Genomic DNA, 20161 nt, shown 5'->3' on the forward strand with positions numbered 1-20161 from the left:
GGCTTCACAGGCGGTCGGTCGGGCGATCTCGGTCGGTCTACTCCGCGTGGGGCAGCGCCATCTCCGGGCGCACCGGGCGGCTCCCGGCGTCCCGCCCGTAGCCGTACCGCCGGTCGGCGCCCAGGTCGGCCATGGTCAGCACCGCGCCGACGAGCGGGGCCCCCGCGGTGCGCACGGCGGCCACCGCCTCCTCGACGCGGGCGCGCGGGGTGGCGCCCGCGCGGACGGCGAGCAGGCAGCCGTCGGCGGAGGGCAGCACTCCGGCGGTGTCGGCGACGTTGAGCAGGGGCGCGCTGTCCAGGACGACGACGTCGAAGCGGCCCCGCAGCTCGGCGAGGAGCGAGGACGCGCGCTCCGAGGCGAGCAGCTCGGCCGGGTTGGGCGGCAGCGGCCCCGCGGCCAGGACGCTGAGCGCGCCGCCCTCGGGCCGCTGGAGCACCTCGTCGAGGTCGGCGCGCCCGATGAGCACGGTGGTCAGGCCCGCCTCCCGGACGAGCCCGCAGGCGGCGGCGATCCGGGGGCGCCGCAGGTCGGCCTCGACCAGGCAGACGGAGGCACCGCCCTCCGCGAAGGCGGCGGCGAGCCCGGCGGCCGTGGCGCTCTTGCCCTCGCCGGGCAGCGCGCTGGTCACCACGAGGAGCCGGGCGCCGTCGCCGCCCCGCGCGAAGCCCGTACCGGCGCGGATCACCCGGTGCGCCTCGGCCCGCTCCCCGAACGGGTCGCCGAAGCAGGCGAGGGGCTCCCGGCCGGAGTCCCGGTCGTACGGGACGGCGCCGAGCACCGGCAGCCCCGTCGCCTCGGCGAGGTCCCGGACGGTGCGCGGCGCGGTGTCGCGCAGGTCGCGCACGAGCGCGACGGCGAGCCCGGCGCACAGGCCGAGGAAGAGCCCGGCGAGCACGGTGAACGCGGGGTCGCGGGAGACCGGGGAGCCGGGCGGCGTCGCGCGCTTGGCGACGACGGCCGTCGTACGGGCGCGCGCGGGCCCCTCCAGCTTGGTCATCTGGGCGTCGAACTCGGCGGCGACGGCGTTCGCGAGCCGGGCCGCGCCCCGTGCGTCGCCGTCGGTGACCGTGATGTCGAGCAGCGAGGTCCCGGGCACGGCCCGCGCGCTCACGCGCCGCGCCACCGCGTCCGGCGTCTCGTCCAGCCGCAGCTCGCGCACGACGGGCGCGGTGAAGCGGGGGCTGGCGACGATCCCGGCGTACGAGCGCACGCGGTCCCGCGCGAAGGCGGTGGAGCCGTCGCCCGCGTAGAGGACCCGGGTGCTCGCCTCGTACGCGGCCGACGTCGTCAGCGCCGCCACGCCTCCGGCCAGCAGCCCGGCCAGCGCCAGCACCACGACCGTGCGCCAGCGCCGCGCGAGCACGCCGGGGAAGCCTCGGAAACCCCTCGTCATGTCCCGACGTTAGGCACCGCTCCCGCCGCCCCGCGCCCCGGGAGAACGGCACGGGTGAGCACCTTCACTCCGTTGCCCTGCGCGGAGGCGCCCGCGGGCGCCGCCCCGCCGTCCTGCCGCGCCGCCGCCCTGCCGCACCCCCGCGCCGCCGTCAGGCGCCCAGCAGCCGCTCGACCCCGTCGGCGAAGCGGCGGCTCATGCCCTCGACCGTGTACGAGGCGGCCTCGGCGCGGCAGGCGGTGCGGAGCATGGCCAGCCGGGCGGGGGCCGCGAGGAGACCGGCGACGGCGTGCGCGTAGGCGTCGGGCCCGCCGCGTACGACCAGCGCGTTGCGCCCGTCCTCCAGGTACTCGAACTCGGCTCCGTGCAGCGGCCAGGGCGTCGTCACGATCGGCAGGCCCAGCACGAAGGAGTCGACCGCGCACAGCCCGACGCGCCCGGGCACCAGCAGAACGTCGGCCGTGGCGCCGTACGTGGCCAGCTCGCGGGGCGTCGGCGGCCCGAGCGCCACCACGGGGCTGCGCCCGTCCCCGCCGGGGCCCGGGCCCGAGGCCGCCGCCTCGGCGAGTCCGCGCAGCTCCCCGTCGCCCGCGACCAGCAGCGTGAAGCCGGGCAGCAGCTTGGCGAGGGCGTGCGTGGCGGCCAGGAGATAGGGGATGCGCGCCGCCGCGTCGAGCCGGCCCGCGAAGAGCGCGGTACGGCCCGGCTTGAGCCCGTGCCGCAGGCGCAGCTCCCGCATGTCCTCGGCGCGCACGGCGTCGCGCGCGGTGCGGAGGGCCGCGGTGTCGGTGGTGTTGCGCAGCACGGTGATCCGGTGATCGGGGACGCCCCAGCGCAGCGCGTCGCGGCGGCCGCCCTCGGTGTGCGCGAAGTACCGGTCGCCCAGCACCGCGAGGCGGGCGCGTGCGGCGCGGGCCAGCGGCGCCGGGCGGTACGCGCGGGGCTCGCCCGCGCCCCACAGGGCGAGCGGCGGTCCCTGGCCGAGGCTGCCGCGCAGGAGCGCGGGGTACAACTCGGCGCCGGACAGCGCGTGTTCCATGATCAGCGCGTCGGAGCCGCGCGCGAGGGGCCCGCCGAGCGGGGTGCCGCGCGCGCCCCGCGTGACGACCAGTTCGGCGCCCCGGGCGTCCAGTTCCCGGCTCAGGTGGCGGAAGAACGGTGCCCGGTGGGACGGTACGGCACGCTGGACGACGGTCACGCGGGGACGGCGCCGCGACCCTTTTTGCCTCTTTGGCCCGTTTTGCGGCGCGAGGGAGAATTTGCGGAGAAGATACGTCACGTCCGTGAATAAACCATATGCACCCCCGTCCATAGGTGACCCTCAGCGACGCACATCACCGCATGTCCGGGTACAGAGCGCTGCGGAAAGTGGGTAGTCTCGTACGGACTGGATAAGTTACCGATTAGTAGACCGACGTACACCGACGCTCAGCCACCCCGTGGTGCTCCGAGGGAGCCGTTATGCAACTCGCCGCGATCATCGTGTCGCTGGTCCTCATCGCGGTCGCACTCGCGCTGTTCGGCCGCGCTCTCCTCCAGATCCTCCAGTTCGTGCGGCTCGGCCAGCCCGTGCCCGCGGGATCGCGGACGGGCGACCCGAAGCAGCGCACCGTCACGCTGGTCAAGGAGTTCCTCGGCCACACCCGGATGAACCGCTGGGGCGTCATGGGCGTCGCGCACTGGTTCGTCGCGATCGGCTTCTTCACCCTGCTCCTGACGATCGCCAACGCCGTCGGGCAGCTCTTCAAGGCCGACTGGCTCATCCCGTTCATCGGCGACTGGCTGCCGTGGGCGATGTACGTCGAGTTCATGGGCACCATGACGGCCGTCGGGATCGCGGTCCTGATCGTCATCCGCCAGCTCAGCAAGCCCAAGCCGGGCCGCAAGTCCCGCTTCACGGGCTCGATCACCTGGCAGGCGTACTTCGTCGAGGCCGTCATCCTCATCGTCGGCGTCTGCATCGTGGTGCTGCACGCGCTGGAGGGCGCCCTGCACGGCGTCGAGCACTACGAGGCCGAGTTCTTCCTCTCGTACCCCCTGGTCGCGGGCTTCAGCGAGCTGAGCACGGGGACGCTGCAGAACCTCGTGTACTTCTTCGCGATGCTCAAGATCGCGACATCCTTCATCTGGATGATCACGGTCTCCCTCAACACCAACATGGGCGTGGCCTGGCACCGCTTCCTCGCCTTCCCCAACATCTGGTTCAAGCGCGACTCCCAGGGCGGCACGGCGCTGGGCGAGCTGAAGCCGATGGCCTCGGGCGGCAAGGAGATCGACTTCGAGACGGCGCTGGACGACGACAACGAAGAGGAAGTCCGCTTCGGCGTCTCCCAGGTCGAGGACTTCTCCTGGAAGGGCATCCTCGACTTCTCCACCTGCACCGAGTGCGGCCGCTGCCAGTCGCAGTGCCCCGCCTGGAACACCGGCAAGCCCCTCTCGCCCAAGCTCCTGATCATGTCCCTGCGCGACCACGCGCACGCCAAGGCCCCGTATCTGCTCGCGGGCGGCGGCAAGGACATGGAGGGCAACGAGAAGGCCACCGAGGAGCAGCTCAAGGACGTCCCGCAGGCCGCGCTGGACGAGGCGGCCCGTCCCCTCATCGGTACGGCCGAGGAGAACGGCGTCATCGACCCCGATGTCCTGTGGTCCTGCACCACCTGCGGCGCCTGCGTCGAGCAGTGCCCCGTGGACATCGAGCACGTCGACCACATCGTCGACATGCGCCGCTACCAGGTGATGATCGAGAGCGCGTTCCCGTCCGAGGCCGGGACGATGCTGAAGAACCTGGAGAAGAAGGGCAACCCCTGGGGTCTCGCGAAGAAGCAGCGCCTGGAGTGGACGAAGGAGGTCGACTTCGAGGTGCCGGTCGTCGGCAAGACGGTCGAGGACCTGACCGAGGTCGAGTACCTGTACTGGGTCGGCTGCGCGGGCGCGCTGGAGGACCGGGCGAAGAAGACGACCAAGGCCTTCGCGGAGCTGCTGCACATCGCGGGCGTGAAGTTCGCGATCATGGGCGGCGACGAGAAGTGCACCGGTGACTCGGCCCGCCGCCTCGGCAACGAGTTCCTCTTCCAGCAGCTCGGCGAGGAGAACGTCGCCACGCTCAACGCCGCGTTCGGGGAAGACGACGAGGACGAGAGCACGAAGAAGCCGAAGTCCTCGAAGAAGATCGTCTCGACCTGCCCGCACTGCTTCAACACGCTTGCCAACGAGTACCCGCAGCTCGGCGGCGAGTACGAGGTCATCCACCACACCCAGCTCCTCCAGCACCTCATCGACGAGGGCAAGCTGGTCCCGGTCACGCCGGTCGAGGGCCTGATCACGTACCACGACCCCTGCTACCTGGGCCGCCACAACAAGGTCTACACGCCGCCGCGCGAGATCATCGGCCGCGTGCCGGGTCTGCGGAACGAGGAGATGCACCGCCACAAGGAGCGCGGCTTCTGCTGCGGCGCGGGCGGCGCCCGTATGTGGATGGAGGAGCGGATCGGCAAGCGCATCAACAACGAGCGCGTCGACGAGGCCCTCTCCCTGAATCCGGACATCGTCTCCACCGCCTGCCCCTTCTGCCTCGTGATGCTGACCGACTCGGTCAACGGCAAGAAGGCTGCGGCTGATAGTGGCTCCGCCACGGGCGTCAAGGCCAAGGAGAACCTGCAGGTCGTGGACGTGGCGCAGCTTCTGCTCGACTCCGTGAAGACCCCCGAGGAGCCGGCCGGGGACGCGGCGGAGTCCAAGGAGCCGGAGCCCGAGCCCGCGAAGTAGAACGGCCCGGAGAGAAAAACAAGAGGTCAAACCCAACCGCCATAAAGCGCCACAACGGCCGGATTCGCACTCTGCGGAGCCGGTCGTTGTGGCTTTTCCCGCAAGGCGTGGTCAAATGCGATCAGTTGATGCACCACACGAGCCAATCCTTCGTCGCGGTATACCCATCGACCAGTCCCCGTCCTAGCCTCCTAAGCGGCGAAGCGGAGGAGGCGCGCGGGCGCGTCAGCGCCAGTGTGGGAGCGCGCCCGGACGCGCCCGGCGACGCGAGGAGGCGACGCGAGGTGTCGGACCGCGAGGCACCCGGCAGGACCGACGTGCCCGGCCGGCCGACGGCCCTGGCCGCGGACGCCCGGACCCTCCCCGTCCAGCGCATACGCCCCGGCCAGCACGCCTTCACCGCGTACGACAGCGAGACCACCCAGTGGGACGTCGTCGGCGCCTTCGTCCGCCAGGGCCTCGCCCTCAGCGAGAAGGTGCTGCTCTTCCTCCACCCCCGGGTCACCGGCACCGAGCTGCTGCGCCGGATCGACGCCGCGACCCCGGCACTCGCCCGGGCGTGGGACCGCGGCCAGGTCGCGCTGAGCAGCATGCGCGCGCTCATCGCCCCGGACGAGGTCTTCACAGCCGCACGCCAGTGGGACCGCATCACCGAGGAGTCCGAACGGGCCGTGCGGCAGGGGTATTCGGCCATGCGCGCGTACATCGACATGGCATGGGTCCACGACCTCGGCACCGACGTCCGCGACGTGATGCGCCGCGAGCGCAGCTCCGCCCACCTCTTCGAGGGCCGCCGCTACAGCGAGGTCTGCGCCTACGACGGCCGCGCGTTCAGCCCCGAGGTGCTGCACGCGATGCAGGAGGCGCATCCGGTCAATCTGCTCGGCACGGTCGGCTCCCTGCGCGCGGTCCCGGCCACCGGCGCCACGACCGGCGACGGCACGACCGGCGACGCCCCGGCCACCAGCGGCACCCCCGGCGACGGCGAGGCGCACCGCACGACGGCCGTACGGCTCGTCGGCGAGGCCGACATCGCCACCCACCGCGACTTCACCGCGGCCCTGCGCGAGGCGTACGCCCACGCCGGGACGGGCCGCACCCTCCTGATCGACCTGCGCACGCTGCACTTCCTCGGCGCGAGCTGCGCCGCCGAGCTGCTGCGGATGAGCGCGGCCGCGGGCACCACCGCGCACGGCCGCGCCGCCGCGTGCGGCACGACCGTCCACTGCACCCCCGTCCAGGCGCGCACGCTGCGTCGGCTCGGCTCCGACGCCGTCCGTTCGCTGACCCTCGTCGAGGAGGGAAACGGATGCTGACTCCCGAGCTGCTCTGCCGTCTCCGCTTCACCCTCAGGGACCTGCCACGGGTCAGGATCGAGGTCGACACCTGCGCGGCCTGGGCCGGACTCGGCGAACCGCGGAGGGGGGAGTTCGTGGTCGCGGTCGACGCGGTCGCCACCAACGCGGTCGAGCACGCCGGCGGCCGCGGCCAGCTCCTGCTCCGCCATCTGGGCAACGAGCTGGAGTGTCAGGTCACCGATTCGGGCCCCGGCTTCTCCGAGGACGTCATCCCCGAGCTGCTGCCCGGGCTCGACGGCGCGACGACGGGCCGCGGGCTCTGGCTCGCCCGGCTCGTCACCGACCGGCTCACCATCACCCCGGCCGACAAGACGTGCGGCTCCGGCTCCCTCGTCACCCTCGCGGTGAAGCTGCCCGGCGGCTGAACGCGCCGCGTGCCCGGGGGTGGTGCTGGGTCCACCCCGTGGTGGAGACCGCACCACCGGGTCCCCCTAGGGGATGTCACAGGTCAGCAGCGATGTCCGGCCAGTTCACCCCGCTGTGGCACCCAGGTCCGCGCGACACGGTACGTTCGATTACGTGGCAGGTTTCAGGAGCGGACGCGGCCGGGGTTCCCGGGGCGCGCAGCAGCAAGGGCAGTATCCACCGCAGCCCCCGCAGCAGGCGCCGGGGCAGGGCTGGCCGGCTCCCCCGCAGGGGCCCGGCCCGGGGCCGTACGCGCACGGCCAGGGCGGCCGGCCCCCGTACGGCGGACAGGGCGGCCAGGGCGGCCAGGGGGGTTACGGCCAGCAGGGCGCCCCCGGCGAGCCCGAGTACTTCGGCGCGCCCGGCCCCGATCCGTACGCCAACAATCCGGGGCACACCCAGTCGTTCAGCGTCCCCGATCCGTACGGGCCGGACCACGGCCCCGGACCGGACGGGTATTACTCGGACGGCAGCACCTACTCCGCCGGGAACGCACCGGCGCCGCCCTCCGGGCCCCGGCTGCACTGGAAGGACCTGCTGCGCGGCATCGTCACGCGCCCCGACGGCACCTTCTGGCAGATGCGCGACTACCCCGTCTGGGGCCCCGCGCTCATCGTCACGTTCCTCTACGGCCTGCTGGCCGTCTTCGGGCTCGACCAGGCCCGCGAGGACGTCATCAACACCACGATCTCCAGCGCGATCCCCTACGTCATCACGACCGGCATCGCCGTCGTGATCGCGGGGCTGATCCTCGGCTCGGTCACTCATACGCTGGCCCGCCAGTTCGGCGGCGACGGCTCGTGGGCGCCCACCGTGGGCCTCGCGATGCTGATCATGTCGCTGACGGACGCGCCGCGGCTGGTCTTCGCGATGTTCATGGGCGGCACGGCCACACTCGTCCAGATCATCGGCTGGGCCACCTGGCTCGCCGCCGGCTATCTCTTCACCTCGATGGTGAGCCGCTCGCACGACCTGCCCTGGCCGAAGGCCCTGGGCGCCTCCGCGATCCAGCTCCTCGCGCTGCTCGCCCTGATCAAGCTCGGCACCCTCTGAGAGAGCCTCTCTCCCGAGGAGCGCCTAGCTCTTACGGCCCCGCTTGCGCGGGGCCGTTTTCGCGCCGCCCGTCCCCGCGTGCCGGGCGTTCCCCGGCATCAGGTGCGGGGTCAGCAGCTTGAGGCAGGCCAGCGCGGCGACCGGGGGCAGCATGCCGATGACGACGGCGACCGGGTTCCGGGGCACCTGGGTGACGTACAGGACGACGGTCACCGCCGAGAAGAGGATCAGCACCGACCAGGCCACCAGCGCGTGCTGTCCGCGCACGGTCCGCGTCCGCAGGATCGAGAGCACGGCCGCCACCCACGGCCCCTGGATCAGCAGCGGCCACCAGTCGGAGAAGTCCCCGACGACCGGCTCCACCAGCCGCCGCAGCGGGCCCGTGGTCACCATCCCGCTCAGCAGACTCACCGTCACGAAGATCACCAGCAGCGCGCCCGTCGCCGCGAACGAGATCGAGTTGCGCACCATCGCGACCGTGATCCGGCGCCGCACCCGGCGGTGGTGCCCCGGACCGCGCACCCGGCGGTGCGGCGTCCGCTCGCCCACGGGCTCGGGCTCGGGCTCCGCACGAGGGTCGGGCGGGGAGTGGGGGTGGCGGGGGGAACCGGGCGGATCGTAGGCCGGGTCGAAGGCGTGCGCGAACGCCGGGTCGTAGGCGGGGTCGCCCGGGACGGGGTCCTGCGGAATCGTCTCTTCATGTGCCGCCGCGTCCTGCAGGATCTGCGCCAGCTCGTGCTCCAGGTCCCAGTGCGCGACCTGCACGGCCGGCGGCGGGGCCCAGGGGCTGCGGAACTGGTCGGCGTGCGCCATCCGTTCGTTCACGCGATACGGCCCTCGCCGTTCCGGGCCGTCCACGCGCGGTGGAACTCGGCCTCCACCCCCGCCATTCGGGACAGGAAGTCGTCCAACAGGGCACCGGATTCCGGCCGTCGGGCCCGCGGCGTGGCCGTATCGCCGTCCCCCGCGACGGGTGCGGGGGGCGGCGGCCAGCAGAACACATGGGCTTCTTCCGCTACGTTCACATCTCGTCAACGACTGACGGACTGCCCGCCGACGTGGCAAGCGGGTGAACGGATGCGGCAACGGAGTGAACGGACGCGTGGGCCCCGCGCGCCGAACTGCCGTGTCACCAGCGGCGGATGCCCGTTCGACGCCCCCGCGTGCGCGACGCGGGGCGTTAGCCCGGACGGGGGCGGGGAAAGGCCCGTACGGCCCACCGGACGGAGGGGTCCGAGAGGCCGTACGGGTGTTCTTCGCCGCGCCTCCTCCGCGGCGCGGGCGTGTCGCCTCCTCCGCGGCGCGGGCGTGTCCGGGGACGTGTCAGGCGAAGCGCTGGGACGGCGAGCCGTCGCAGGCCGCCAGGCGCGCCCGCGCCTCGGCACCGGAGAGCGTCACGCACAGGTCCTTCGCGGCGGCGGGCCGGAAGGTCTGCCCGTCCCGCACGAAGCGCTGCGCGTCACCGCCCGCGCAGTTGCCCAGCTCCAGCGCGGCGCCGCTGCGCACGCCGCCCTCGGGCTGCACGCAGCGGTCATGGGTGAGACCCGTGTAGAGCGCCCCGCCGCCGCTCGCGTCGTGCCACCAGGTCTGGTTGCGCTGGTCCTTGCAGGCCCAGCCGCGCACGTCGGTGCCGATCGCGCTGCCGCCGCCGTCCGCGTCCAGGCAGGTGCCCGTGCCCGCGTTCTTGAGGGGCTTGAACACGTCGTCCCAGGCCAGCCCGTACAGCTTCGGCTTGCCCGCGCCGTCCGGGTCGGCGCAGGAGGCCTCGCGTACGCCGTTCGCCCGCCCCGCCTCGTAGATCCGCGTGAAGCACTCGGCGAAGGCGCCGTGGCCGCGCTCGTTGGGGTGGAAGGACTGGCGCACGGAGTTCGCGTCCGGCGGGAAGGGGTTGGTCACGTCGACGTACAGGCCGCGCGCGAAGGTGTTCTCCATGCACACCTCGTGGCCGTGGAAGAGGCGCGAGGCGTCGAGGTAGGTCGCGCCGGACGCCTTCGCGGCCTTGCGCATGCCCTTCTCGAAGGCGGGCACCGCGGCATTGCGGCCCCACGCGGAGTCGCTGGTGTAGCCGACGCAGCCGCCGATCAGCTTGCCGGGGAACCTCGGGTTGTCCTCGAAGTCCGGGCCGATCGGGCTCGGGTAGCCCATGACGACCAACTGGTAGTCGCCGTCCGCGTAACCGGCGTCCCGCATCACGGACTTGAGGTCGCCGACCGTCCGCTCGACCTTCGGCGCGAGCCCGTCCACGCGGGCCTGCCACCCCGGCTCGTACTTGGGCCGGCACGCGCCCTGGAACGTCAGGTAACGCGTCACGCAGTCCGTCATCACGGGCCCGAACTGGAGATCGTCGTTGGCCCCGACGACCAGCACGACCTGCTTCAGCCGGGTGTTGCGCGCCTTGATCGCGAGGCTGTCGCTCTGCACCAGTTCGTCGGCGTACTGCTTGGTGCCGCCGATCCGTACGTTCTCCGTGCTCGCGCCCGAGCACGCGACGTTGTACGTGACGTCCGCCTGGATGCCCGTGCGGTGCACGGCCGAGTCGGGCGAGCGGTGGCACCAGTTGTCCGGGCCGTTCGTCCCCGGCTCGTACGTGCCGACGCCCTCGCCCGAGATCTCGCTGTCGCCCAGCGAGATGAGCGAGGTCTTCCGCTCGGCCAGGGGGCGTTCGGCCGGGCTCCCGTACAGCTTCTGAGCCTCGGCGGCCCTGATCCTCTCCAGCTCGGGCGGCAGCGGCGTGGCGGCCGCCGACCCGTCCCCACCCGCCCGGGCGGCGTCCGGCTGCGCGGCGGCCACACCCGCGCCGCCCGCCCCGCCGAGCGCCATCACCAGTGCCGCCGTCACCGCTAACGCGGGTCTCACACGTGCCATGAGGTGATCCCCCCTCTACCTGGCCACTGTTGTTACCAGCGGTACTTACCTGTAGGTAGGAGAGAAGGGAACCTCTCGCGCGAGCTTTGTCGCAGGGCACTTTGCCGCAGGGCATTTTGCCGTCGGGCCCTTTGCGCCCCGGCCTCGCTCTCAGGCGTCGAGGACCTGGCCCTCGCGCCGCACCACGGGGGGCTCGACGGACCAGGGCGAATGAACTGAATGACGGTAGTAGGCTTTTCCTGCACCGGCGCCGTCCGTCGGAGGCAGGGGAGGGCCCGAGCGTGGCACGCAAGGTGGGGATCTACACGCGCATTTCGCGTGATGACGAGGGTGAGTCGCTGGGCGTCGCACGCCAGCGCGAGGACTGCGAGCGCCTGGCGGATCTCCGGAACTGGCAGGCCGTCAAGGTCTACGAGGACAACGACGTATCAGCGTTCAAGCGCAATGTGCGACGTGAAGAGTTCGAGCTGATGCTGACCGATCTACGCGCAGGGCTGATCGACGGAATCGTCGCGTACGACCTTGACCGGCTGGCCCGCAAGCCGCAGGACCTTGAGCGACTGATCGAGATCTACGACGACCGACCCCGGCTGGAGTTCGCGACCGTCACCAACGACGTCAACTTGGGGACCGCCGACGGGCGGACGATGGCCCGCGTCATGGTGGCGTTCGCCAACAAGTCGTCCCACGACACGTCACGCCGACTCAAGCGCAAGCACCTGGAACTGGCACAACAGGGCAAGGCGAGTGGTGGGCCAGCGCCATACGGATGGCAGAAGGGCGACCCTGAGAAGGTTGACCAAGAAGCGGCACGGCACATCAAGGAGGCGCAGAAGGAATTGCTGGCCGGAGTGCGGATCGGAACAATTCGCACGCGGTGGCAGGAACAAGGATTGGGAAATCCCCGCGAGGGCACCAAGCGCATGGCGCATCACCGTGTGACGCACATTCTGACGAATCCCCGACTGGTCGGATACCGCACATACCACGGCGAGATTCTGTACGGCGAAGACGGCAGCCCGGTTATGGGCGACTGGGAGACCATCAACACCGTTGAGGAATGGGAAGCAGTCTGCGCCGTTGTCGCTGAACGCCAGAAATCTCAACCGGGGCGCTCACTCGCACGCACGTACTTGCTGTCCGGAATCGCTCGGTGTGGCCTGTGCAAGAGCAAGATTCGAGGGCAGACCAACCACAAGTGGCAGCCGGGCTCCAAGGGAGCGCGGTACAAGTACCAGTGCTCGAAGGTCAACGGCGGATGCGGGAAGGTAGCCCGGGTCGGCGAGCCCGTTGACGAGCTGATCGCACAGCTTGCGCTTGAGGAGCAGCGCGACAGAGCGGCATCCGCAGACGTTTCTCCTGAGCGTCGCTGGCCCCGTGAGCAAGAGCTCAACGACCTGAACACTGACATCGCGCAGCTCATCGAAGCCGAGAAGAACAAGAGCATCAGCGTTTCCACGCTCTTGCAGGTCCTCCCAGAGAAGGAACGCCAGCGCGACGAACTGAAGTTGGACCGCGCGCGGTTCTACAAGGAGCAGAAGCAGGCCGAAGCCAAAGACGATGCCGTAGACCTCTCCCTGGAAGAGTTCTTCGATCTCCCCATCGAACGGCAACGTGAAATCGTGCTGCACAGCCTGTCAGCAGTCTTCATCCATCCGTCCGGACGAGGGAAACGGGTATTCGACCCGGACCTGATCGAACCAGTCTGGCGCGAGTAATACGGAAGGGCCCCGGGAATCGGGGCCCTTCTTCTTTCACCTACGATGCAATATACGAATGCGCCGCACCCATTCCGAATCGCGCTTGGGTGCTCGCGCAAGATGCTTCCTTAACCATTCTTCGCGAGTAATGACCTCCCGGATTTCTGTCGCCATCGTCACCCGCCGTCTTCCCACGCTTCGCGGGCGAGTTGGCGTGACAGGGCTTGGTCCTCTGCTATTCCGCGTGCGATTTCGGCGGCGCCGGGCGTGTGGCCGGAGCCAGCGAAGCGGAAGTCAGATTCCGTGGTCGTGTCCGGGTAGTCCGGCATGCCGAGGTTGGCGCGATGGTGTGTAGCGCGTTCACCGCGCAGTGCGGTGTAGGTGGTGGAGTAGCGGCGGGACTTGGTGAGGATGTGGCCCCGGTAGCCGAGCGTGTGAGCCCACGCGCGCAGCCGCGGCGGCGCCAGTTCGGCGAGCCCGCCCAGACGCCAGCAGGTTCCCATCAGCGCCCGTACGTGATCGCTGACGGCCGCCGCCTGGATATCGGCGTACCGCACGACGCGGTAGTCCAGGCCCGCGCCGGTATCGGCGGCGCCTTTGCTGACGTACTTGGCCACGTATCCGGCGACGGCGTCATCTGACAGTTCGTCACCTTCGACGAAGGAGCGGATGACCTGGATATCGAGCCGATCTCCCCAGGCGCACCGTTCGGTGCCGTAGGCGTCGGATTCCGGCACCGTGACGAACGCGGACGCGGCAGCGTGTTCCACCGCCTCCCGCAGTTCCTCCGCTCCTGCCCAGTCGGGCGGGGGCGAGGCGGGGCCGTTGGGGCCGTCGAGGCGCACGACCGCGTGGAAGTGCACGGCCGCGCGCTGCTGGAACTCGGCGACCTTGGCGAAGGAGACGATCAGGTGCTCACCGAGCCGGGAACGCGCGATGCCCCCGGCAGAGGCCAGGTGTCGGCGTACGGCGGTGGTGAAGCGGTCCCACAGCCGCCCGGCATGCGCGTGCCACAGCACGTGCCCGGCATAGTCGTAGCAGGCCGCACACACCGGGGTCCCGACCAGCGGATCCATTTCGGCATGGACGAGGCCGCAGACGAGCGGCAACCCGTGCACGCAGATGCCCCCGTCGCGGCGCGGACGGCAGGGCCCACCCTGCGTGATGCGGTGGACCGGGCCGAAGGACGGGGCCGTCAGGGTGACGAACAGCCGGGGCCGCTCACGCACCGCTTCCGGCACACTCTTGCCACCGGACAGCCCCGCCCGCATCAGGTGGAAGGTGTCCCCGGCATGCAGCCGTGAGCACGGCTCACACACCGAGGCTCGGCGGTTACGGCACCGCACCGGCAGCCGCTCACCGGGCTCACCGCGCGTGGTGTAGGAGGAGATCACCTCACCCGTGGACGCGCGGTAGGTGACGCTGGCCCCGGTCAGATAGACCGGTTTCTCGCAGCCGCCAATGGCGGCGATCTGTTCACGCCAGCGAGCGAATCCGGGATCTTGTGCCAGGCGTATCAAGTCCCGGTCCCGCTCGGACAAGCGCTTGAGCGCATCGTGTCGCGCGAGCTCGCCGGACCGTGCGGACTGCTCGGAGCACGGCCGCGTGGTTCGCGCGGAATATTCGCCTGATTGCGCAGGCATAATCGGGCCTCCAGTTCTGGAAGTCGGTCAGAGGGAATTGCGTGTTCATGAGCGCTCCTTTGATTTCTTTCGATGAAGTGTCAGATGAGAATGCGACGCGATGGTTTCTGAATTCGTCTGTGGAATATGCGTCGCGTTAGTTCGATGATGAGATCACTTGATGCAGTGTCAGGTGCAGTCTGGAGAGAGGCCGGGCCCGGGATGCATCCGGGCCGGGGCGCTTCTCAACACGCCCTCTCAGGCTACGGTCCGGGTCTGACAACGGCCCGCGAATAAGGCTCCGTTGAGGTCCTCGTGATCAGTGAGCGGCTGCGCACCGGGGATCGTTGCCCGCATGCCGTGTCGGCCCAGCCCGCCCAGCGCCAGGCGCGCAGCCATCCCCCGTGAAGCGACACCGGACGCCCCGGGGCTGGAATGGCGGAGACTGTCTTCACTTCATCAAGGGCGCGCCTGGCGGCGCGCCGCCGGGCGGCTCCAGGCGCACTCGCACGCGCTTCCGCCTTCGGCGGGTCGCGCGCGGCGCGCCCGCCGCCCGGCGCGACCGCAACGCCCCTTGCAGCGTGAACACTCCCGCACACCGCCCCGGAATCCTTGTCGTCCCGGGGTAGTGCGCTATGGCGAGAGCGGGCAGCTTCCACGGCCCTAGGCAGCCACCACGGGCGAGCCTCCAAGATCAAGGGACCGACCACGCCAGCGCGAGCCGACCGGCCCGTTCCATGATCATCATCGGCGCACCGGCGTCGATGCCGGGAAACGATCAAGGAACAGGTCTGCCGACCGGGCGAGCGCCGACCCCAGCGCTACGGACAGGGGCACCGCGCCTCTGAGACGCAGGGGTGGCGTGGCTGGTGTGAGTGGTGGTGCGGCGAACCACACGCGCGCCAGCCCGTACGACTGCCTCTCTCGCCGTGGCGTGCTGTCTGTGGTGACCGCCGAAGCGGGACCCGGAGTAGCAGCGAAGGCTCAGACGGACCGGTGCTCAGCCAGGAGGCTGGCCACTTCCGGCACTTCCTGGTGCTCCTCCAGCCGACGGAGCACGACGGAGGATCGGTCAGCCGTGCGTTCCGACGCTCCGGCAGTGGACAGTGTGATGACTCGTTCCGCCGTGGCCGCCGCTTCCTCCGGTTCGTTCGCGTCTGCCAGAGCCACCGCCAGCCAGGAGAGGTATAGGGCCAACTCCCGCGTGTGCGTGGCGTCGTACTGACCCAGGACCCGGCGAAGGAGCGGAACGGCGCGCAGAGGGCGATGCAGCTCCGTGAAGACCCGGGCCTCCATGATCTCCAGTTCCCCGGCATTGACCCAGTACAGCCATGCCGGATCCTCTTCCCCGCCGTGCTCCCCCAGGGCCTCCACTGCGCGGCCCAGGGCCTTGATCGCTGGCTGGGTCTGTCCGGCCTGAGCGTGGGCCCACGCCACCCGGTCCAGATTGAGCGCACGGGCCCGGGGGGGAGCGTCTGGCCCGGCGATGGAGGACGCCGCCACGGCCATTTCCACGGCTTCCTGGGGGTCCCCGACGTTCGCCACCTGGTAGGACAAGGAGCCCAGGAGCTGACCTGCCAGTGTGCCGTCTCCGGCCGTCTGAGCGGCGGACAGGCCGAGGCGGTAGATGCGCTCGGCTTCCGCGTACTGTCCCGCATCGGAAGCTACCCATCCGGCGATCTGTGCCAGTTCGCCGATGACACGGAGGAGTTCGCGGCCCACTGCGTCCGAGTGCGAGCCTTCCCGGTACACGCGAACGGCGGCCCTCAGCTCCCGAAGAGCAGGGCCTACCAGGTCGTGACCGTAGACCACGTCATCGGCCAGGCGGAGGGCGTGGACCCGCTGGGACAGGTCGGCCACGGTGTCCGGTCCGACCCGGCGGCCGGTGCGTACGGCCAGGGGCTCCAGGGGGGCGCCAGGCGGGAGGAAGCCCTCCACGGAGGCCGGTGCGGGTGGAGCCGTCCCGGCGCCGGGCTCCGGGTCCTCCAGTCTCGCAGCCAGCTCCTCCAGGTCGCCGTCAGCACCCAGCAACCGGTCCAGGCCCTGCGCCAGTTGGGGGGACGGGCTCTGTTTCCCGGACAGGACCCGGATCAGGTACGCGTGGTCGTAGTTGAGAGCGCGCGCGGCTGAACGAATCGACATGCGCCGACTCTTCAATGCCGCGCGGACGGATTCCGCGAACTCGCCGTAGACGCCCATGGGTTCAGCGTAGCTGTCACCACTCAGTCACCACCTAGTCACCGGATGCCATTGCGTGACGAGCGGAGACTGTCGTTCACCACAACGAGACCCCCGCACCGGAGCGACCCGGCCGGGGGCGTGGCCGACGCTACGAAGGAGCGACGACTCATGGAGGTTACCGGCTTTCGCCGACTCCCTTGGAACGGCGCCGAAGGGCAGCCCGAGTACATCCGAGACGACAATCCAGACGGCCCCATGGCGCGGCTGGCGGACACCGTGGAGAAGGACCAACTCCAGGCCGGGGAGGCCGTACTCCAGCACACCCGGGAACTGATGACCGAGAAATCAGGAGAGCTATCTCCGGAGGAGAGCAACTACGTAGTGAACCGGCTGGCCGAGTGCCTGAATGATGCCCTTCTGGTGGCGAAGTCCCGGGGGCAACGGACCCCGGGCCAGCAGCGCCCCAAGAACCGCCACTCCAGCAAGCTCTACGGGCCAGAGCGCAGCGGCCCCCAGGGGTAAGCCGCCATGCGCTACCGGCCCGCTCGGGACGCCAACCGGCTGGCTTGGCATGTGCTCGATCTCCGCGCCGGGGAATTCTGCACCCTGCCAGGTCAACCGTGGCCGCTCACCTGGCCCGACGAGCAAGGCGCGAACGCGTGGCTGGCGTGGTGTTACCAAGCCTGGACCAACGGCACGGCGCCAGCTCCCGACGGGTGGGAGCCCTCTGATGTCGGCCCTTCCCCGTTCGCCCCTGAACTGCGCCCCTCGTGAGCTGGCACCCCCGGCCCTCACGAGGGGCGTCCCCAAACCCGCCCCGGGCTCCAAGCGTCCCCGGAGCGGGCCCTGCCCGAACGACGAGAGGAGGTGACTCATGGGAGAGATCAACAACCCGGGCGACGCGCGAGCCGCCGGGGAACAGATGGAGAGCCTTGCCGAAGAGGCCCAGGCCGCGAGCAACGAGGGCGACAACGACACCGCCAACGCGAAGCTGAACGAGATCAGCGCCCTGAAGGAGGACATCCAGTCCTACAACCAGAGCAGGTACTCCCAGTAGACGGCCGCCCCGGACGATCGCTCCGAGCCCTGGACAGGACGAGCGAGATCCGAGACGGCCTCCGGTGAACCCGTAGAGGAGAACACCAGGCCATGACCGTATTACAGGAACAATCCTCACCGGCAGATGCGCGGGAGCTGATCAACACGGAGGAATTCGCTGCTGTCACCGCCACGGTGAGCCGCGCGAACCCGGACATGAAGCAGGAGACGGCAGAGCGGATCGTGGCGGACGCCTTGGCGTTCACTGCGGCTGGCGCCGTGTACCCCATGGCACGGCTCCGGCCCAGCCGCATCGTGGACGAGGGATGGCATGCCCTCATCCTCAACACCCGCGTGTACGAACGGCTCTGCACACGCCTGGGCCGCTTCGTGCACCACGTACCCGAACCGGGCGACCCGTCACGCCATGACGCATCCGAGCTGGCGCGCACGCAGGCCATGATCCGCCAGGCCGGGTACACGACCCACGCGGATCTATGGCGTCCGCCGACAGACCGCACGATCCTCGTCGCAGCGAACTGCGAGCACTCGCCACCCCCGCCGGAGGGAGCGTGCGAGGCAGGCGACTGCTCCAACACCGGGCCGAACTAGTAGCCACGCCGGTACGCTGAGTGTCTGGACTCAGACGCCAAGGGGGCCCGCAATGGACGCCGACAGCTCCCCGGGAGAATGGACCGATCCCCGGTACGCCGACATGGTCGCGGAGATGGAGGACCACGCCGACATGGCGGAGCACGGTCCCCGTAGACGGCCTGAACGCGTTTGGCGAGGAGACTGGTTCCCCAAGTGCCCGTGTGGCGGGCGTCCGGCATTCATCTACCGGAAGAACGGCGGAGAGCGCGTCCTCTGCTGTGACTGCGTAACCGGCTGCTGAGCGGCCAGTTACAAGCCAGTGCCCCCGCGAGATCTCACTCGCGGGGGCACTGTTGCGCGCGCACTCCGATCATCAGATCGGGCGTGACTCAGGTCACAGAAGGGCGTCTTTCGACGGCGTGACCGGGGTGCCAGACTTACGACATGGAGGCAATACGGACCAGGGGAAATTGATCCACTGGTCCGTGCGCTTCCACACGTAGTCGCACTTCACGAGCGAGTGCGACTTCTCGTAGATGACGGCGCTGCGCGCCTCCGCGACGTGCTCGGCGCAGAAGTCCTGCACGAGCTTGAGCGTCTTGCCGGTGTCCGCGACGTCGTCGGCGATGAGCACCTTCTTGCGGCTCAGGTCGACGACGTTCGGCACCGGCGGCAGCATGACGGGCATGTCGAGGGTCTCGCCGACCCCGGTGTAGAACTCCACGTTCATGACGTGCAGGTTCTTCACGTCGAGCGCGTACCCGAGGCCGCCCGCGACGAAGAGTCCGCCGCGCGCGATGGACAGCACGATGTCGGGCTCGTACCCGTCGTCGGCGACGCTCTGCGCCAGCTCGCGGATGGCCGTCCCGAAGAGGGAGTACGTCAGATTCTCGCGCTCGCCGTCGCTCATGCCGTCACTCATGCTCGCCGTTCTTTCTCACACCTGGGTCCGATGGAAGTTCAGGAAGGAGCGCGACGGGGTGGGCCCGCGCTGCCCCTGGTACCGCGATCCGTACCGCGCCGAGCCGTACGGATGCTCGGCCGGCGAGGTCAGCCGGAACATGCACAACTGCCCGATCTTCATCCCCGGCCACAGCTTTATCGGGAGCGTCGCGACGTTCGAGAGTTCGAGCGTCACGTGGCCCGAGAAGCCGGGGTCGATGAACCCGGCGGTGGAGTGCGTCAGCAGCCCGAGCCGCCCCAGCGAGCTCTTGCCCTCCAGCCGCGAGGCGACGTCCTCGGGCAGGCTCACGACCTCGTACGTCGAGGCCAGCACGAACTCTCCGGGATGGAGGATGAAGGGCTCGTCCCCCTCGGTCTCGATCAGCCGCGTGAGGTCGGGCTGCTCGACCGCGGGGTCGATGTGGGGGTACCGGTGATTCTCGAACACCCGGAAATACCGGTCGAGCCGCACATCGATACTGGACGGCTGCACCATGGCCGGATCGTAGGGATCGACCCGCACCCGTCCGGCGTCGATCTCGGCCCGGATGTCCTTGTCAGAGAGAAGCACGGGCCGAGACTACGCGCACGACACGGGGCCGGCCCAATCGGACCGGCCCCGGGCCGCGGATGTCTCCGGTGCCCTCACTCAGCGCTTCTGCTCCACCACGGGGACCGCGTGCCGGAGCCGCCCGCAGCGGGGACAGCGCAACAGCCGTCCGGGGCCGATGCGCCCCACCCCCAGATTCTGCATCGGGAACGTCGAGGTGCTGAACACGTGCCCTTCGGCACACCGAACGACGGTGGACTCCATCGCTTCCCTCTCCCCAGTACGTACATGGACGTGGCGGCGGCGATGGTCGCGGCGAACCCGGCACGACCGGGAACCGGCGGTACGGCGAACCCGGCGGAACGGGTGGGCCGACGCGACCAACAATTGCCACATTAGGGGATCAACCCGACACCCCCACGCCCGGCACTCCGCCCACCACCGTACGCCCCAACTCCCTTCCCCCCGTGCTCCCCCACCGCCCCTTCACTCCACCCACAACCCACGAAAAAGGACCCCTCACCTGTGCGGCGGGGGTCCGGCATGGGGTACAGTATCCGGCGAAGAGCCACCCTTTCTCCGGCTCCTCGCGGGCGTAGTTTAATGGTAGAACATGAGCTTCCCAAGCTCAGAGCGCGGGTTCGATTCCCGTCGCCCGCTCCACGAGAAACCCCCAGGTCAGTGACCCGGGG

At 70.2% G+C, this 20161-nt stretch carries 16 protein-coding genes and 1 tRNA gene; 9 read left to right on the forward strand and 8 right to left on the reverse strand.

Annotated features, from left to right (window positions below; genetic code table 11):
* Nucleotides 1-37: 37 nt before the first annotated feature.
* Together ABD343_RS22675 and ABD343_RS22680 are read right to left on the reverse strand one after the other, a co-directional pair.
* Nucleotides 38-1396, reverse strand: coding sequence for a tyrosine-protein kinase domain-containing protein (locus ABD343_RS22675; protein WP_344531091.1), 1359 nt, complete (start codon nucleotides 1394-1396; stop codon nucleotides 38-40).
* Nucleotides 1397-1547: 151 nt separating this feature from the next.
* Nucleotides 1548-2594 (reverse strand): glycosyltransferase family 4 protein, encoded by a 1047-nt coding sequence (locus ABD343_RS22680; protein ID WP_344531093.1) that lies wholly within the window; start codon nucleotides 2592-2594, stop codon nucleotides 1548-1550.
* A gap of 263 nt (nucleotides 2595-2857) precedes the next feature.
* On the opposite strand from ABD343_RS22680, the gene ABD343_RS22685 reads away from it, so the two are divergent.
* From ABD343_RS22685 to ABD343_RS22700, 4 genes are all read left to right on the forward strand, one after another.
* Entirely contained in the window at nucleotides 2858-5161 is a 2304-nt protein-coding gene (locus ABD343_RS22685) for a (Fe-S)-binding protein (RefSeq protein WP_344531095.1), read from the forward strand.
* A 284-nt stretch (nucleotides 5162-5445) separates the two neighbouring features.
* Complete coding sequence (locus tag ABD343_RS22690; protein ID WP_344531097.1) at nucleotides 5446-6477, forward strand: MEDS domain-containing protein; 1032 nt, start codon at nucleotides 5446-5448, stop codon at nucleotides 6475-6477.
* Nucleotides 6471-6884 carry an ATP-binding protein gene (locus ABD343_RS22695; RefSeq protein WP_344531099.1) on the forward strand — a complete coding sequence of 138 codons (414 nt, stop codon included), beginning with the start codon at nucleotides 6471-6473 and terminating at the stop codon, nucleotides 6882-6884. Before ABD343_RS22690 ends, ABD343_RS22695 begins: the two co-directional genes overlap by 7 nt.
* A 154-nt stretch (nucleotides 6885-7038) precedes the next feature.
* Nucleotides 7039-7977: a Yip1 family protein gene (locus tag ABD343_RS22700; RefSeq protein WP_344531101.1), complete on the forward strand. Its 939-nt coding sequence runs from the start codon at nucleotides 7039-7041 to the stop codon at nucleotides 7975-7977.
* 24 nt (nucleotides 7978-8001) lie between these two features.
* Here ABD343_RS22700 and ABD343_RS22705 read toward each other — a convergent pair whose 3' ends face one another.
* A complete protein-coding gene (locus tag ABD343_RS22705) occupies nucleotides 8002-8802 on the reverse strand; it encodes a hypothetical protein (protein ID WP_344531103.1) in 801 nt (266 codons plus the stop codon).
* Nucleotides 8803-9300: 498 nt separating this feature from the next.
* Nucleotides 9301-10842 carry a ricin-type beta-trefoil lectin domain protein gene (locus tag ABD343_RS22710; protein WP_344531105.1) on the reverse strand — a complete coding sequence of 514 codons (1542 nt, stop codon included), beginning with the start codon at nucleotides 10840-10842 and terminating at the stop codon, nucleotides 9301-9303.
* Between the two features lie 281 nt (nucleotides 10843-11123).
* Between ABD343_RS22710 and ABD343_RS22715 the strand changes: the two genes are divergently transcribed.
* On the forward strand, nucleotides 11124-12560 hold the full coding sequence (locus ABD343_RS22715; protein WP_344531107.1) for a recombinase family protein: 1437 nt from the start codon (nucleotides 11124-11126) through the stop codon (nucleotides 12558-12560).
* Between the two features lie 158 nt (nucleotides 12561-12718).
* Here ABD343_RS22715 and ABD343_RS22720 read toward each other — a convergent pair whose 3' ends face one another.
* Together ABD343_RS22720 and ABD343_RS22725 are read right to left on the reverse strand one after the other, a co-directional pair.
* Nucleotides 12719-14083: a replication initiator gene (locus ABD343_RS22720; RefSeq protein ID WP_344531109.1), complete on the reverse strand. Its 1365-nt coding sequence runs from the start codon at nucleotides 14081-14083 to the stop codon at nucleotides 12719-12721.
* A 1065-nt stretch (nucleotides 14084-15148) separates the two neighbouring features.
* Nucleotides 15149-16363 (reverse strand): helix-turn-helix domain-containing protein, encoded by a 1215-nt coding sequence (locus ABD343_RS22725; protein WP_344531111.1) that lies wholly within the window; start codon nucleotides 16361-16363, stop codon nucleotides 15149-15151.
* A 150-nt stretch (nucleotides 16364-16513) separates the two neighbouring features.
* Between ABD343_RS22725 and ABD343_RS22730 the strand changes: the two genes are divergently transcribed.
* From ABD343_RS22730 to ABD343_RS22740, 3 genes are all read left to right on the forward strand, one after another.
* Nucleotides 16514-16867, forward strand: a complete 354-nt coding sequence (locus ABD343_RS22730) for a hypothetical protein (RefSeq protein WP_344531113.1) — start codon at nucleotides 16514-16516, stop codon at nucleotides 16865-16867.
* A 352-nt stretch (nucleotides 16868-17219) separates the two neighbouring features.
* The gene (locus ABD343_RS22735; protein WP_344531115.1) at nucleotides 17220-17402 is read left to right on the forward strand and encodes a hypothetical protein; all 183 of its coding nucleotides are present in this window, start codon (nucleotides 17220-17222) and stop codon (nucleotides 17400-17402) included.
* A gap of 92 nt (nucleotides 17403-17494) precedes the next feature.
* Nucleotides 17495-17995, forward strand: coding sequence for a glycine-rich domain-containing protein (locus tag ABD343_RS22740; RefSeq protein ID WP_344531116.1), 501 nt, complete (start codon nucleotides 17495-17497; stop codon nucleotides 17993-17995).
* 376 nt (nucleotides 17996-18371) lie between these two features.
* On the opposite strand, the gene ABD343_RS22745 is transcribed toward ABD343_RS22740, so the two are convergent.
* Both ABD343_RS22745 and dcd read right to left on the reverse strand, forming a co-directional pair.
* On the reverse strand, nucleotides 18372-18899 hold the full coding sequence (locus ABD343_RS22745; protein WP_425578244.1) for a phosphoribosyltransferase: 528 nt from the start codon (nucleotides 18897-18899) through the stop codon (nucleotides 18372-18374).
* A 15-nt stretch (nucleotides 18900-18914) separates the two neighbouring features.
* Nucleotides 18915-19490, reverse strand: coding sequence for a dCTP deaminase (gene dcd / locus ABD343_RS22750; RefSeq protein WP_344531118.1), 576 nt, complete (start codon nucleotides 19488-19490; stop codon nucleotides 18915-18917).
* 568 nt (nucleotides 19491-20058) lie between these two features.
* On the opposite strand from dcd, the gene ABD343_RS22755 reads away from it, so the two are divergent.
* Nucleotides 20059-20132, forward strand: a tRNA-Gly gene (locus tag ABD343_RS22755).
* Nucleotides 20133-20161: the final 29 nt, after the last annotated feature.

It is taken from the genome of Streptomyces albiaxialis (assembly GCF_039530985.1).
Classification (GTDB): Bacteria; Actinomycetota; Actinomycetes; order Streptomycetales; family Streptomycetaceae; genus Streptomyces; species Streptomyces albiaxialis.

Coding starts and splice junctions, on each gene's coding strand:
- ABD343_RS22710 (WP_344531105.1), bottom strand. CDS start 10,842: ATGGCACGTGTGAGACCCGCGTTAGCGGTGACGGCGGCACTGGTGATG.
- ABD343_RS22685 (WP_344531095.1), top strand. CDS start 2,858: ATGCAACTCGCCGCGATCATCGTGTCGCTGGTCCTCATCGCGGTCGCA.
- ABD343_RS22695 (WP_344531099.1), top strand. CDS start 6,471: ATGCTGACTCCCGAGCTGCTCTGCCGTCTCCGCTTCACCCTCAGGGAC.
- ABD343_RS22725 (WP_344531111.1), bottom strand. CDS start 16,363: ATGGGCGTCTACGGCGAGTTCGCGGAATCCGTCCGCGCGGCATTGAAG.
- ABD343_RS22740 (WP_344531116.1), top strand. CDS start 17,495: ATGACCGTATTACAGGAACAATCCTCACCGGCAGATGCGCGGGAGCTG.
- ABD343_RS22675 (WP_344531091.1), bottom strand. CDS start 1,396: ATGACGAGGGGTTTCCGAGGCTTCCCCGGCGTGCTCGCGCGGCGCTGG.
- ABD343_RS22745 (WP_425578244.1), bottom strand. CDS start 18,899: ATGAGTGACGGCATGAGCGACGGCGAGCGCGAGAATCTGACGTACTCC.
- ABD343_RS22730 (WP_344531113.1), top strand. CDS start 16,514: ATGGAGGTTACCGGCTTTCGCCGACTCCCTTGGAACGGCGCCGAAGGG.
- ABD343_RS22735 (WP_344531115.1), top strand. CDS start 17,220: ATGGGAGAGATCAACAACCCGGGCGACGCGCGAGCCGCCGGGGAACAG.